The sequence below is a fragment of the Streptomyces endophytica genome, from assembly GCF_026153355.1.
Taxonomy (GTDB): Bacteria; Actinomycetota; Actinomycetes; order Streptomycetales; family Streptomycetaceae; genus Streptomyces; species Streptomyces endophytica.
Window position 1 is genome coordinate 3,487,622 of sequence record NZ_CP110636.1, and the last position, 14,382, is coordinate 3,502,003.

Genomic DNA, 14,382 nt, shown 5'->3' on the forward strand with positions numbered 1-14,382 from the left:
TGCTCCTGAATGGGTGACGAGGGGAGGGGGCGAGAGGGGGCCGGCAGGGGCCGCCGTGGGCGGGTACGTGTCCGGATCCCTCACGCAAGCAACTATGGCATGACGACTGACAGATTTCAATATCTGTCAGTCGTCGCAGCGCCGAAGCGCGCCACACCCCAGCGTTCCCGCAGGTCAGCGCAGTGATCGTGGCAGGCGCAGGGCCAGCGCCGTGGTGCCCGCGACGATCGCCAGCTGCGTCAGCAGGGCCGCCAGCAGCGCATCGCGGATGCCGACGGACGGCAGCAGCGCGAGGAAGAGCGTGCCGAGGGTGGCCACGCCGAGCGCCAGGCCGGACTGCTGGGTGGTGACCATGACCCCGCCGCCCACGCCCGCCTGCGCCACCGGCAGCTCGCTCAGCACGATGCGCATCAGGACCGGCAGCACCAGCCCCTGGCCGAAGCCGAGCAGCGCCATGCTCGGCGCGAGACCGGCCACCGAGATGCCCGGCCAGCCCGCGTGCACGGTCAGCGCCAGCGCGATCAGCCCGGAACCCTGGATCAGCGAGCCGGTGAAGACCACCCGCCGCCCGAACCGCCCCACCAGCCGCGGCCCCGCCAGCGAGGCGGCGAAGAAGGTGACGCAGAGCGGCAGCAGCGACAGGCCGGCCGCCAACGGGCCGTAGTGCAGGCCGGTCTGGAGCGCGACGGCCACCACGAACATGAAGCCGCCGAAGCCCACCGAGAACGGCACGATCATGGTGAGGCCGCTGTTCACCGACGGGATACGGAGGAGGGACGGCGGGACGAGCGGGGTCCGGCCGCCGCGTTCGGCACGCCGCTCCACCAGGAAGAACGCGACGCCGGCGCACGGGAAGACCGCCAGCAGGAGCCACGACCACAGGGGCCAGCCGGCCGCCCGCCCCTCGGTCAGCGGCAGCAGCAGCGCGATCAGCGAGACGGCCAGCAGGACGGTGCCCAGGACATCGACCCGGGTCGGGTGCGGCGAGCGGGTCTCGGGGACCGTACGGGCGGCCAGCAGCCAGGCCGCCGCGGCGATCGGGACGTTCACCAGGAAGACCGCGCGCCAGCCGGAGCCCGCCAGGTCCACCGAGACCAGCAGCCCGCCGACCACCTGGCCGACGGCGCTGGAGACCCCGGCCGTGCCGCCGTAGAGGCTGACCGCCTTGGCGCGCCGCTTCCCGGTGGTCGTGGCCTGGATGGTGGCCAGCACCTGGGGCAGCAGCAGTGCCGCGGACGCCCCCTGGGCGACCCGGGCGGCCACCAGCGTCGCGGCGTTCGGGGCGAGACCGCACGCCAGCGAGGTCAGGCCGAAGGTGGCCAGGCCCCACAGGAACAGCCGGCGCCGGCCGATCATGTCCCCGAGCCGCCCGCCCAGGACCAGCAGCGTGGCGTAGGCGACGCCGTAGCCGGCCACCACCATCTCCAGCATCGCGGGTCCCGCGTGCAGGTCCTGGTCGATGGTCGGCAGGGCGACATTGACGATGAAGAAGTCGATCATCGGGAGGGCCGCGCCCAGCAGCACGGTCAGCAGGCCGAGCGGGGTCAGGGCGGCGGTGGCCGATGCCTGTCGCGGGGCAGCGGCCGGGGTTTCGACGAGGATGGTCTGTGCTCGGGTTTCGCTCACGGATACGACGATCGTCGAGCGCTCAGCCGGGTACCAGAGTGTCCTTATCCTGGTATCACTGCTACCTGGCAACCGCCTGGGCGCTGCGGCACGCTGGAGGCATGACCGTCGACGCGACCCTGACGCAGGCTGCCACACCCCCCGGTGCCGCCACGACCCCGCCGTCCGGGGCGGCCCGCCCCACGGGCGCCGCACCCCCGCGTGACGACGCCGCCCGCCGGGCCGAGCTGGCCGCCTTCCTGCGCAGCCGGCGCGAGCGGATCACCCCCGAGCAGGTCGGCCTGCCCCGCGGCGCCCGCCGCCGCACACCGGGACTGCGCCGCGAGGAGGTCGCGCACCTCGGCGCGGTCGGCGTCACCTGGTACACCTGGCTCGAACAGGGCCGGGACATCCACGTATCGCCGCAGGTCCTCGACGCGGTGGCCCGTGCGCTGCTGCTCGACCGCGCCGAGCGCAGCCACCTCTTCGCGCTCGCCGGCGCCGTCGACCCCGTGCCGGGCAAGGAGTGCACCGGCGTTCCGCGCGCCCTGCGCCAGGTCCTCGACCAGCTCGCGCCGTTCCCCGCGGTCATCCAGAACTCGCGGTTCGACATCCTCGCCTACAACAGCACCTACGGGCAGCTGTTGTGCGACCTCGACGCGCTGCCCGAGGAGGACCGCAACTGCATGTGGCTGGCGTTCACCCACCCCAGTGGCGGGCGAGCGTGGTCGACCTGGACGCCACGATGCGGGTGATGGCCGCCAAGTTCCGTGCCTCGATGGCCGAGCACGTCGCCGAGCCGGCCTGGAAGGCGCTGGTCGCGCGGCTGACGGAGGCCTCGCCGGAGTTCCGCGAGATCTGGGCCCAGCACGAGGTCGTCCGCCCGATCAGTTCCGGCAAGCTCTTCCGCCATCCACGGGTGGGCGTGCTCGAACTGACCGCCGCCAGCCTGTGGACGGGCCCCAACGCCGGCCCCAAGCTGGTCTCCTACACGCCCGTCGACGAGACCTCCCGCGAGCGGCTGGAGCAGCTGGAACAGCTGGCGCTCGTCCCGGCGTGACGCCGTACGAGCCGGTGCCGCGGCCTCAGGCGCTGCGGCCCGGTGCCGTCGTGACCGCACCGTTCCGCTCGCCGTCCGCGAAGAGTTCCGCCGTGTGCCGCGCAGTGGCCCGCGCCCAGCGGCCCGTGGTGAGCGCGCCGAGCAGCAGGACGGCCGCGCCGCAGCCGGCGATGATCCACCAGGCCGGGCGGCCGGCGGCGAGGAACTCGTCCGCGGTGGCCGCCGCATGCACCCCGCTCGCCAATACGGCGCCGATCACCGCGACGCCGAGTGACTGCCCCACCTGACGGCTGGTGGAGGCCACGGCGGCGGCCACCCCCGCCTGGGCGCGCGGCATCCCGGACACCGCCGTGTTGGTGATCGGCGCGTTGACCAGGCCGAACCCGATGCCGAAGAGGACGTAGCCGGGGAACAGCAGCCAGTTCGTGGCCTGGGCGTCGAACGCCGCGAACAGCAGCCCGCTCGCGCCCATCGTCGTACCGGCCAGCAGCAGCGACAGCCGGGACCGCGGTTGCCGACCAGCCGCCCCGACAGCGGCGCGAAGAACAGCGTCATCCCGGCCATCGGCAGCATGTAGAGCCCGGCGTCCAGCGCGGACAGCCCGCGGACGTTCTGCAGGTAGAGCGTGTTGATGAACAGGAAGCCGCCGAGTGCGGCGAACGCGCAGACCGCCACGACGGTGGCGCCGCTGAACGGCGCGCTGTGGAAGAACCGCAGATCGATCAGCGGCTCCCGCCGGCGCCGCTCGTAACCGATCAGTGCCACCAGGGAGACCAGCGCCACCAGCACGAACGCCAGGATCTCCGCCGACGGCCAGCCGGCGTCCGGCGCCTCGATGATCGCGTACGTCAGCGAGCCGAGCAGCGCGATCACCAGCAGCTGGCCGACCGGGTCGACCCGGCGCGGCTTCGGGGCGCGGGACTCCGGTACGTACCGCAGGGTGAGGAAGAGCGCCAGCGCACCGATCGGGACGTTGATCCAGAAGATCGAGCGCCAGCCGACGCTCTGCACCAGCAGCCCGCCGACCACCGGCCCGGCCGCCATGCTGATGCCGACGACGCCGCCCCAGACCCCGATGGCGCGGGCCCGCTCCCGGGGGTCGATGAAGGTGTTGGTGATGATCGACATCGCGACGGGGTTGAGCATCGAGCCGCCGACCGCCTGCACCATCCGGAAGACGACCAGCCATTCCAGGCCGGGCGCCAGGCTGCACAGCAGCGACCCGAGCGCGAAGACCACCAGCCCGACCAGGAAGATCCGCCGCCGGCCGAGCCGGTCGGCGGTCGAGCCGGCCAGCATCAGCAGCGACGCCAGCACCAGCGTGTAGGCGTCGATCGTCCACTGCATCCCCGAGACCGAGGCGTGCAGCTCGCGCTGCATGGACGGCAGGGCGACGTTGAGGACGGTGTTGTCCAGGCTGACGATCAGCAGGCTCATACAGCAGATCGCCAGCACGACCAGACGCCGTCGACGGCTGAGATCGGGCATTCTTGAACGCTACAACGATCCCGGTCGTCCGGCCCTGGCGGGGCCACGGGTGCGGTGCGGGACAATGGGAGGCCGCAGCCGGTCGTCCGTGGCGCACGAAGCCGCGGGGCGCCGGCCCGCCCGCCCCGTACCGCCGCCCCGGACCCCCGGAAACCGAAGAGAACCGCCGGAGAAAGTCGAAGGTATCGCTCCATGTCGCTGCTGCAGATCGGTCCGCACACGGTGCAGCCGCCCGTGGTCCTCGCGCCCATGGCCGGGATCACCAATGCCCCGTTCCGGACGCTCTGCCGGGAGTTCTCCGCGGGCAAGGGCCTCTTCGTCAGCGAGATGATCACGACCCGGGCGCTGGTCGAGCGCAACGAGAAGACCATGCAGCTGATCCACTTCGACGCGACGGAGAAGCCGCGCTCGATCCAGCTGTACGGCGTCGACCCGGACACCGTCGGCAAGGCCGCCCGCATGATCGCGGAGGAGGACCTCGCCGACCACATCGACCTGAACTTCGGCTGCCCGGTCCCCAAGGTGACCCGCAAGGGCGGCGGCTCGGCCCTGCCGTACAAGCGCCCGCTGCTCCGCTCGATCCTGCGCGAGGCGGTGGCGAACGCGGGCGGGCTGCCGGTGACCATGAAGATGCGCAAGGGCATCGACGACGACCACATCACCTACCTGGACGCCGGCCGGATCGCCGTCGAGGAGGGGGTGACCGCCATCGCCCTGCACGGCCGCACGGCCGCCCAGCACTACGGCGGCACCGCCGACTGGGACGCGATCGCCCGCCTGAAGGACCACGTCGGCGAGATCCCCGTCCTGGGGAACGGCGACATCTGGTCCGCGGACGACGCGGTCCGGATGATGCGCGAGACCGGCTGCGACGGCGTCGTCGTCGGCCGGGGCTGCCTGGGCCGGCCGTGGCTCTTCGGCGATCTCGTCGCCGCCTTCGAGGGCCGCCCCGAGGACTACGCCCGGCCGACGATGAAGCAGGTCGCCGACGTCATGCTGCGGCACGCCACGCTGCTCGGCGAGTGGCTGAACGACGAGGCGCGCGGCGTCATCGACTTCCGCAAGCACGTCGCCTGGTACACCAAGGGCTTCGCGATCGGCTCGGAGATGCGCAGGAACCTCGCGGTCTCCTCCTCCCTCAACGAACTCTCCGACCTGCTGGGCGAGTTGGACCTCGACCAGCCCTGGCCCGCCGGTGCCGACGGCCCCCGCGGCCGCACCTCCGGCCGCAACCGCGTGGTCCTCCCCGACGGCTGGCTGGACGACCCGAACGACTGCGCGGGCGTCAGCGCGGACGCCGAGCTGGACACGTCCGGCGGCTGACCCCGCTCCTCAGCCCGCCGCCCCTACGGCCGGTACACGCACGCCGCCAGCGGTGCGTGCCGCTTCCAGTCCAGCGACTCGTACAGGGCCCGGCCCTCGTCGGTGGCGCCCAGGATGCCGAGGCGGGCGCCCTCGGACACGGCACGGTCGGCGAGGGTGCGCATGACCACGCTGCCGAGCCCGCGGCGGCGGTGGGCGGGATCGGTCTCGACCCGGTCGACGACGGTGGCCTCCCCGAGGACGGCCATCTGGCCCTTCGCGGCGAGCGTGCCGGCCGCGTCGTGCACCCGTACGTAGGTGACGCCGGCTCGGTGCTCCACGGAGGTGGCGTAGCCGTCGGGCGTCACCGGATGCGTGGTCCGCAGATCCGTGGCCATCAGGTGGCCGGCGTCCTCCCGGTCGGCCTGCCAGCCCGCCGGGAGCCAGCGCTCGACCTCCGCGTCCTCCAGACACACCTTGAGCCAGGTGTCGGGCACGGTCACCGACGCGGTGGCCGCGCGCACCGCGGCCTCGGTGGCCTCGGACAGGACGTGCCGCCCGACCTGGCCGGGCGTGCCGACCTCGATGTACAGGCCCCAGGGCAGGGCGACCGGCTCCGGCGTGCCGCGCGAGAGCGCCCAGCCGGTTCCCCAGTTGCCGACGAGTTCCGAAAGCATCAAGTCCTCCCCGAGTGGCGGTTGTTGAGGGTGGTAGGTAAGAGGTGCTATCTGGGTGCGCACATTACGCGAGGGAGAGTGTCGGGGCACCTCTTTATGCGGGCGGGCCGGAGTCGGGCGCGGCGCACCGAAATGCCGGGGGCGGCCGCGTACCGTTTGAGGCCGAATGCCGGATTTACGGCATGTCGGAGATGAAGGAGCCGCCGTGACGAGGACGCAGTCGTGCTGAGTGGGGACCGTTCGCTCGGCGAGGTGGAGCGGGCGGTCCGGGCCCGGGTCGGGGACCTGCCCGTGCGCCCCGAGCAGATGGCCGCGGTGGCGGGCATCTACCGGGCCGCGGCCGCGGTGCGCCAGCACTTCGAGAACTCCGTGCTGCGCGGCGCCGATCTGACCTGGACCGGCTTCGTCGTGCTCTGGGTGGTGTGGATCGGCGGCGAACGCGAGACCCGCAAGGTCGCCGAGGAGGCCGGAATCTCCAAGGGCACGCTCACCGGCGTCGCCCGCACCCTGCACAACCGTGGCCTGCTGGAGCGCCGGGCGCACCCCACCGACCGGCGGCTCGCGCTGCTCTCCCTCACGCCCGAGGGGGAGCGGCTGATGGCCCGGCTCTTCCCGGAGTTCCACGACGAAGAGGTCTTCGTGACCGGGGGATTGAACGACGACGAGGCGCTGGACCTGGCGGAGCTGCTGCGCCGGATCGTGGCGCAGGTGGAGCGCCGCGGCGCGGAACGGCGGCTGGAACTGCTCGACGGCCGTGACCCGCCGCCCCGCCGCAGCGGCCGCCGGCCGAAGGGCGCCGGTGCGCTCTGAGGCCCCGCCCGCCGGGTCGTATACGACCCCCGGCCGCCCGGGCCGCGTTCCGGCCCGGCCGGGAACTATGGCCTGATAGCGACGTCCTGCCCCGGCATGCCCTCCCGGCACTGGGCTTTCGCGCGCCGGATGGCCGAATCGCGTAGCGAACGACTCACCGCGTGCGCGCGGGCGACTGTGCAACGCGGTGCTTTTCTTGATCGACCAGCCATCGAGGGGGTCCAAATGATGGGACCCCAGCACACATGAGCGCGTGATTCTCGCCACCCCTGATAGGGGTTGCGCTCAGATGAGCGAATGGAGCCGGGCTCCACCTCTCGGAGAGGTGGCACCGGGTGCCACCCATCTTGTGTTTGAGTGATGGATTCATTCGTCGCAGCGTGTATCACATCCGCTGCTCTACGATCACGTTTCGTAGTAGTGCATTCGAGTATTGAATGCACCTCCGAGCGGGTGATCACTTTCGATCTGCTGGCTGACAGCCGGTTACGCACGTATGTCGACCAAGTGGACGTACCCATACGCCTTCGATCTGGGTATGTTCCTCGCCGTCAGGGCAGCCCGTCGGCGAGGAGTCAGTGCCGTGCCGGAAACACAAGATCCCCACGTAACCCAGCCTTCGTCCGCGAAGTTCGTCTACGACTTCACCGAGGGCAACAAAGACCTCAAGGACCTCCTCGGTGGCAAGGGTGCGAACCTCGCCGAGATGACCAACCTGGGACTTCCCGTCCCTCCGGGGTTCACGATCACCACCGAGGCCTGCAAGGTCTACCTGGAGAGCGGCACCGAGCCGGCGGCACTCCGTGCCGAGGTCTCCCAGCACCTCGACGCCCTTGAGCAGAAGATGGGGAAGAAGCTCGGCCAGGCCGACGACCCGCTGCTCGTATCGGTGCGTTCCGGGGCGAAGTTCTCCATGCCCGGCATGATGGACACCGTCCTCAACATCGGCCTCTCCGATGCGTCGGTTTCCGGCCTCGCCGCGCAGGCCGGCGACGAGCGGTTCGCGTGGGACTCCTACCGCCGCCTGATCCAGATGTTCGGCAAGACCGTGCTGGGCGTCGACGGCGAGCTCTTCGAAGAGGCGCTGGAGGAGGCCAAGCGGGCCAAGGGCGTCCGCGTCGACGTCGACCTCGACGCCAAGGACCTCCAGGGTCTGGTCGCGCACTTCAAGGACGTCGTCGCCAAGGAGACCGGCCGGGACTTCCCGCAGGACCCGCGCGAGCAGATGGACCTCGCCATAAGGGCCGTCTTCGACTCGTGGAACACCGACCGCGCCAAGCTCTACCGCCGCCAGGAGCGCATCCCCGGCGACCTCGGCACGGCCGTCAACGTCTGCTCCATGGTCTTCGGCAACCTCGGCCCGGACTCCGGCACCGGCGTCGCCTTCACCCGCGACCCCGCCTCCGGCCAGCAGGGCGTCTACGGCGACTACCTGCAGAACGCGCAGGGCGAGGACGTCGTCGCCGGTATCCGCAACACCGTGCCGCTCGCCGACCTCGAGAACATCGACAAGGCGTCGTACGACCAGCTGATGCAGATCATGGAGACGCTCGAAACGCACTACAAGGACCTGTGCGACATCGAGTTCACCATCGAGCGCGGCAAGCTGTGGATGCTGCAGACCCGGGTCGGCAAGCGCACCGCCGGTGCCGCCTTCCGGATCGCCACCCAGCTCGTCGACCAGGGCCTGATCGACGAGGCCGAGGCGCTCCAGCGGGTCAACGGCGCGCAGCTGGCGCAGCTGATGTTCCCCCGCTTCGACCTCGGTGCGAAGTCCGAGATGATCGGCCGCGGCATCGCCGCCTCCCCGGGCGCGGCGGTCGGCAAGGCCGTCTTCGACTCGTACACCGCCGTCAAGTGGTCGCGTTCCGGCGAGAAGGTCATCCTGATCCGCCGGGAGACCAACCCCGACGACCTCAACGGCATGATCGCCGCCGAGGGCATCCTCACCTCCCGCGGCGGCAAGACCTCGCACGCCGCCGTCGTCGCCCGCGGCATGGGCAAGACCTGTGTCTGCGGCGCCGAGGAGCTGGAGGTCGACACCAAGTCCCGCCGGATGACGACCAGCGACGGCACCGTCATCGAGGAGGGCGACGTCGTCTCCATCGACGGCTCCACCGGCAAGGTCTACGCCGGCGAGGTGCCGGTCGTGCCGTCCCGGTCGTGGAGTACTTCGAGGGCCGGATGCACGCCGGCGCCGATGACGCCGACGAGCTGGTCAAGGCCGTCCACCGGATCATGGCGTACGCGGACCGGGTCCGCCGGCTGCGGGTCCGCGCCAACGCCGACAACGCCGAGGACGCCGCTCGCGCCCGCCGGTTCGGCGCCCAGGGCATCGGCCTGTGCCGCACCGAGCACATGTTCCTCGGTGAGCGCCGCGAGATGGTCGAGCGCCTGATCCTGGCCGACACCGACGCCGACAAGGAGGCCGCGCTCGAAGAGCTGCTGCCGCTCCAGAAGGCCGACTTCATCGAGCTCTTCGAGTCGATGGACGGACTGCCGGTGACGGTACGGCTGCTCGACCCGCCGCTGCACGAGTTCCTGCCCGACATCACCGACCTGTCGGTGCGGGTCGCGCTGGCCGAGGCCCGCCACGAGAAGCACGAGAACGACCTGCGGCTCCTCCAGGCCGTGCACAAGCTGCACGAGCAGAACCCGATGCTGGGTCTGCGCGGTGTGCGCCTCGGCCTGGTCATCCCCGGTCTGTTCGCGATGCAGGTGCGGGCGATCGCCGAGGCGGCCGCCGAGCGCAAGAACGCCAAGGGCGACCCGCGCGCGGAGATCATGATCCCGCTCGTCGGCACCGTCCAGGAGCTGGAGATCGTCCGCGAGGAGGCCGAGCAGGTCATCGCCGAGGTCGAGAAGACCCACGGCGTCGAGCTCAGGCTCACCCTCGGCACGATGATCGAGCTGCCCCGCGCCGCCCTCACGGCCGGCCAGATCGCGGAGTCGGCGGACTTCTTCTCCTTCGGCACCAACGACCTCACGCAGACCGTCTGGGGCTTCTCCCGGGACGACGTCGAGGCCAGCTTCTTCACCGCGTACCTGGAGAAGGGCATCTTCGGCGTCAGCCCGTTCGAGACCATCGACAAGGACGGTGTGGGCTCGCTGGTCCGCAACGCCGCCGCGGCCGGCCGGGCCACCCGCCCGGACCTCAAGCTCGGCGTCTGCGGTGAGCACGGCGGCGACCCGGAGTCCGTCCACTTCTTCCACCAGGTGGGCCTGGACTACGTCTCCTGCTCCCCGTTCCGCATCCCGGTCGCACGACTGGAGGCGGGCCGGGCGGCGGCCGAGTCCAAGGGCAGCGACAGCCGCTGACCCAGGAGGGCACCGCGGGCGCGGGCGCGTCCGCGGTGCTTTCGAAACCACCGGAACCGGCGGCGGGGACACCTCAAAAACCCTCACCAGCCCGGCCGTCGGCTCCGGAACCCCAACGAGGGCGGCACCTGTGCGGAGGTGCCGCCCTCGGTCGTGTGGCGGTGCGGGCCCGCGGCCGCCCTCAGGCGATCTGCCGGGCGGGGGCGGCCTCACCACGTCGCTGGTTGAGGCGGGCGACGAGGAGTGGCAGGAGTTCCTCCCCTTGGGAGACGGAGCCGAACACCGGGAAGACCTTGGTGAGACCGCTCACCCGGAGGGCCTTCAGGAAACTGGGGCCAGGGGCGACGATGCCGACCATGCCGCCGTGGGCCCGGGTCCGCTTCAGGGCGCCGACCAGCACACCGGTTCCTGTGCTGTCGAGGAAATCCACCCCACTCACCTCGATGAGCAGCTGGAAGTGCCCGTCGTTGACGAGCTCCACGAGGGCCTCCCGCAAGAGCGGGGCCGTATAGACGTCGAACTCGCCGACGACCGTGAGCACGGTCGTCTCCTCGGAGAGGTGCTCATGGGTGAAATCCACCCGGCCGTACCGGCAAACGTTCGGCTCCATGCGTCCCCGCGTCCTTCCGCTCGGCGCGATCCCGGGCCTCAGAGTACGCCGCCTAAGCCCTGCCCCGCGCGGCCAACGACCGTGTCCAGACGATCAGTTGGCGGATGATGCGGTCGGCGCGGCGGCTGCCGTCCGGCAGGAACGGCAGCACCACGAGGGCCGGCACGCTGGCCAGCGTGACCAGCAGGAGCGGAAGGACGAGGAGGGCCGCGGTCAGGACCCGGTACAGGGCGTTGCCGGTGCCCCGCGTGATGAGGGTGGCGAAGGGGTTCAACTCTGCCTCCGGAGTGAGGTGATGCGTCGTCCGCTGGACGCGTTGTCGTCGTGGGGATCAGGATGGCGGCGGGCGGGAGGCCGCCGACGGGTGGCGACGGGATGCGGTGGGGAGCGGGGGAACAGCGATGGGAAGCGACGAGAACCGCAGTCCGGGGCGCCGGCCCCGGCCGCTGGCCCCGCCGCGGCTGCCGCCGGGCGCGCTGCGGGAGTTCAAGCGCTTCCTGTACCGCCTCTACCTCGCCGCCGGCACCCCTTCCCTGGAGGCGATCGTGGACGCGATCGGCCAGGACGACGGCCTGCCCGGCTCGCCCTTGAAGGACACCGTCAACCGGATCCTGGGCGGCGCGAAACTGCCCGGTCTGCACGACGCGGAGTCGGTCGCCGCGGTGCTGGCGCGGTCGGGCGGGGCCGACGACCCGGAACAGGTGGTGGTGCGGACCAAACAGCTGTGGATCGCGGCCCAGGAGAACCCCGGCCCGCCCCCGCGCACCGCCGAGGACTGGGGCGCCTTCTCCCTCGGGGTGCACCGCGCGGTCGCCGTCGACGGCAGCGGCGTCGACGACCTCACCCCGTACATCGCGCGCAAACACGACGAACTGCTCCGCGACCGGCTGCGGCACGCGGCCGAGGGCCGGCAGTCCGTCCTCGCGCTCCTGGTCGGGCAGTCCTCGACCGGCAAGTCCCGCGCCGCCTTCGAGGCCGTACGCGGCGAACTCCCCACCTGGCCGGTGCTGGTGCCGCGGGGTGCGCACGAGCTCGTCGACTGGGTGGCGACGGACTCGGTCGACGCACGCACCGTCGTCTGGCTCGGCGAGGCACAGCGCCATCTGACCGAGCCCGCCGGGGAGGAGGCGGCCCGGGCCCTCGCCGAACTCCTCGCCCGGGTCACACCGGTGGCCGTGATCGGCACCATGTGGCCGGAGTACGCCCGGAAGGTGGCCTCGCGCGCCCTGGAGACGGCCGACCGCTACGCCCATGCGCGCACCCTCCTGGAGACCTACCGCGCCGAGATCCACGTCCCGGACGGCCTCGGGGACGGCCTCGGGCAGGCCAGGAAGATCGCCGTCCGGGACCCGCGGATGCGGGCGGCCGTGGCGGCGGCGCAGTGGTCCGGCGACGGCGCCCGCGCCCGGGTCATCCAGCAACTGACCGGCGGGCCCGAGCTGGTCCGGCGGTACGAGACCGGGCCCGGCAACGCCTTCGCGGAGATCGAGCACGCGGTCGTCACGGCCGCCGTCGACGCCCGCCGCCTCGGTCACGGCAGCGCGCTGCCGGGCGAACTGCTCGCCGAGGCCGTGGCCGGGTACCTGCCGACGACCGCCCGGGTCACGCACGACAGCGGCTGGTTCGCCACCGCCCTGCGCAGCCTGTGCGCCCAGGAGACCGGCTCGCTGTCCGCCCTGGTGCCGGACCGGGTCGCGCCGGGCCTCGGCGCGGCGGACGGCTACCACCCCGCCGACTACCTGGACCAGAGCGTCCGGCTGCGGCGCGCCCACCTGGCCCCGCCCGAGCAGCTGTGGGAGGCCGCGGCGGCCCATGCGCGCACCGTCGACGACCTGTACGCGATGGGGCAGGCGGCCCAGGACCGCCGCCGCCACGACCATGCCGTACGGCTGTACCGGTGCGCCGTGGAGCGGGGCGGTGAGGTGGCGCGTCCGGCGCTCGCGCAGCTCCTGGAGGAGGCCGGTGACCGGGAGGGCGCACAGACGGCCGCGGCGGACAGCGCGCGTGCCTGGGCCGTGCTCGGGGCGTTACGCGAGAACAGCGGGGACCGGGACGGTGCCTGCCACGCCTATGCGACGGCGGCCGGCGCGGGGAGCGGCAGGCGTGGTCGGCCCTGGTCCGGCTGCGGGAAGCGGCCGGGGACCGGGCGGGCGCCGACGAGACCGCTGCCCGGGCCGCGGAGGCCGGCTGCCCCCGGGCGTGGCTGACGCTCGCCCGGCTGCGGGACCACGCCGGGGACCCCGCGGGTGCCGGTGCGGCGTACGCCCGGGCGGCCCGCGCGGGAGAGACCTGGGGCCTGTTGGGGCAGGCCCGGCTGGCCGAACGGGCGGGCGAGCGGGCCGCGGCGGAGACCGCCTACGCGGCGGCCGGCGCCGGCGGCGTCACCGCGGCCTACGTCCATCTGGTGCAGCTGCGCTGGGCCGGCGGGGACGAGGCGGGGGCGGAGCGGGCGGCCGCACAGGCCGGCGAGCGCCGGGACGCCGAGGGCTGGTGCGTACTGGCCCGGCTCCGCCGGGAGCGGGGCGACACCGAGGGGGCGGCGCAGGCCTGGGGGCGGGCCGTCGCCGCCGGGTCGGTCACCGCGCAGGCCCAACTGGCCCGGCTCTGCGAGGAGAACGGCGACCGCGCGGGCGCCGAGCGCGCCGCCCGCAAGGCCGCCTGGCAGGGCGACGCGGAGGCCTGGGTGGCGCTGGCCCGGCTGCGGGCGGAGGCGGGCGATCCGGTGGCCGCGGACCTGGCGGCCGGAGCGGCCGCCGCCGCGGGGGACACCGACGCCTGCGCCATGCTCGCGCGGCTCAGGGAGGCGGCCGGCGACCGGGCGGGTGCCGAACGTGCCGCCGACACCGCCGCAGAGAACGGGGATCCGGAAGCCTGGGCCGCGCTCTCCCGCATCCGCGAGCGGGCCGGCGACCGGCTGGGCTCGGAGGCGGCGGTGGCCCAGGCGAGGGAGGCCGGCGCCACCGGGGCGTGGACCGCCCTGGGCCGGGTACGCGAGCAGGGCGGCGACCTCGAGGGCGCCGAACGGGCCTATCTCACGGCGATCGCCCTGGGAGATGTGGATGCCTGGGGTGCGCTCGCCCAACTCATGGAGGAGAAGGGTGACGTGCGACGCGCGGCGGAGCTCTACGGGACGGCGGTGGACGCCGGGGACACGGAGGCGTGGGAGGGGCTGCTGCGGACCCGGGGGTGAACCGGTGACCCACCCGTACCGCCCCGGTGCGGCCCCGCGGAGAAACCGGACGAGGGCGGCACCTGTGCGGAGGTGCCGCCCTCGCTTTCTCCGGACTCCCCCCTCGGGAGCTGCCGCCACCCCGGTCGGCGCGGGAAGGCGGCCTTCGACGGGGCTGCCGAGCGGACGGTTCCTTGCCCATCACCCCCCACGGGATCGAGCAATCCGGGCCGTTCGTGCCGCCGTCGAATTGAGTACAAGCATTCCCTCCGCCCCCGGGCGGCGCGAGGACTTTCAAGTCTGGCCAAAAGGGCATGGTGACCGCGCGTGTTGGCGTGCATAC

7 protein-coding genes and 4 pseudogenes are annotated in these 14,382 nt (G+C 72.7%); 6 read left to right on the plus strand and 5 right to left on the minus strand.

The annotated features are described in order from the left end of the window. Positions 1-174: 174 nt before the first annotated feature. On the minus strand, positions 175-1,626 hold the full coding sequence (locus OJ254_RS15560; RefSeq protein ID WP_423835902.1) for an MFS transporter: 1,452 nt from the start codon (positions 1,624-1,626) through the stop codon (positions 175-177). A 101-nt stretch (positions 1,627-1,727) separates the two neighbouring features. On the opposite strand from OJ254_RS15560, the pseudogene OJ254_RS15565 reads away from it, so the two are divergent. Next, positions 1,728-2,665: pseudogene (locus tag OJ254_RS15565) on the plus strand (helix-turn-helix transcriptional regulator). Positions 2,666-2,690: 25 nt separating this feature from the next. Here the strand turns inward: OJ254_RS15565 and OJ254_RS15570 are convergent. Further along, positions 2,691-4,153 (minus strand): annotated as a pseudogene (locus tag OJ254_RS15570) (MFS transporter). Positions 4,154-4,345: 192 nt separating this feature from the next. Between OJ254_RS15570 and dusB the strand changes: the two are divergent. Then, positions 4,346-5,476, plus strand: coding sequence for a tRNA dihydrouridine synthase DusB (gene dusB, locus OJ254_RS15575; protein ID WP_261951577.1), 1,131 nt, complete (start codon positions 4,346-4,348; stop codon positions 5,474-5,476). A 23-nt stretch (positions 5,477-5,499) separates the two neighbouring features. On the opposite strand, the gene OJ254_RS15580 is transcribed toward dusB, so the two are convergent. Beyond that, on the minus strand, positions 5,500-6,132 hold the full coding sequence (locus OJ254_RS15580; RefSeq protein ID WP_265362806.1) for a GNAT family N-acetyltransferase: 633 nt from the start codon (positions 6,130-6,132) through the stop codon (positions 5,500-5,502). Between the two features lie 225 nt (positions 6,133-6,357). Here OJ254_RS15580 and OJ254_RS15585 point away from each other — a divergent pair, with 225 nt between their 5' ends. Next, positions 6,358-6,942, plus strand: a complete 585-nt coding sequence (locus OJ254_RS15585; protein WP_265365171.1) for a MarR family winged helix-turn-helix transcriptional regulator — start codon at positions 6,358-6,360, stop codon at positions 6,940-6,942. Between the two features lie 583 nt (positions 6,943-7,525). Next, positions 7,526-10,260, plus strand: a pseudogene (gene ppdK / locus OJ254_RS15590) (pyruvate, phosphate dikinase). A 268-nt stretch (positions 10,261-10,528) separates the two neighbouring features. Here ppdK and OJ254_RS15595 read toward each other — a convergent pair. Beyond that, positions 10,529-10,870, minus strand: a pseudogene (locus OJ254_RS15595) (STAS domain-containing protein); the annotation flags it as partial. 52 nt (positions 10,871-10,922) lie between these two features. Beyond that, entirely contained in the window at positions 10,923-11,144 is a 222-nt protein-coding gene (locus OJ254_RS15600; protein WP_265362807.1) for a hypothetical protein, read from the minus strand. 127 nt (positions 11,145-11,271) lie between these two features. Here OJ254_RS15600 and OJ254_RS15605 point away from each other — a divergent pair, with 127 nt between their 5' ends. Then, positions 11,272-13,077 (plus strand): hypothetical protein, encoded by a 1,806-nt coding sequence (locus tag OJ254_RS15605; protein WP_265362808.1) that lies wholly within the window; start codon positions 11,272-11,274, stop codon positions 13,075-13,077. Between the two features lie 92 nt (positions 13,078-13,169). Continuing rightward, positions 13,170-14,060, plus strand: a complete 891-nt coding sequence (locus OJ254_RS15610) for a tetratricopeptide repeat protein (protein ID WP_265362810.1) — start codon at positions 13,170-13,172, stop codon at positions 14,058-14,060. The last annotated feature ends 322 nt before the right edge of the window (positions 14,061-14,382 follow it).

Bases quoted from the DNA above. Each gene is read 5' to 3' on its own strand.
- dusB (WP_261951577.1), top strand. From the start codon at position 4,346: ATGTCGCTGCTGCAGATCGGTCCGCACACGGTGCAGCCGCCCGTGGTC.
- OJ254_RS15580 (WP_265362806.1), bottom strand. From the start codon at position 6,132: ATGCTTTCGGAACTCGTCGGCAACTGGGGAACCGGCTGGGCGCTCTCG.
- OJ254_RS15605 (WP_265362808.1), top strand. From the start codon at position 11,272: ATGGGAAGCGACGAGAACCGCAGTCCGGGGCGCCGGCCCCGGCCGCTG.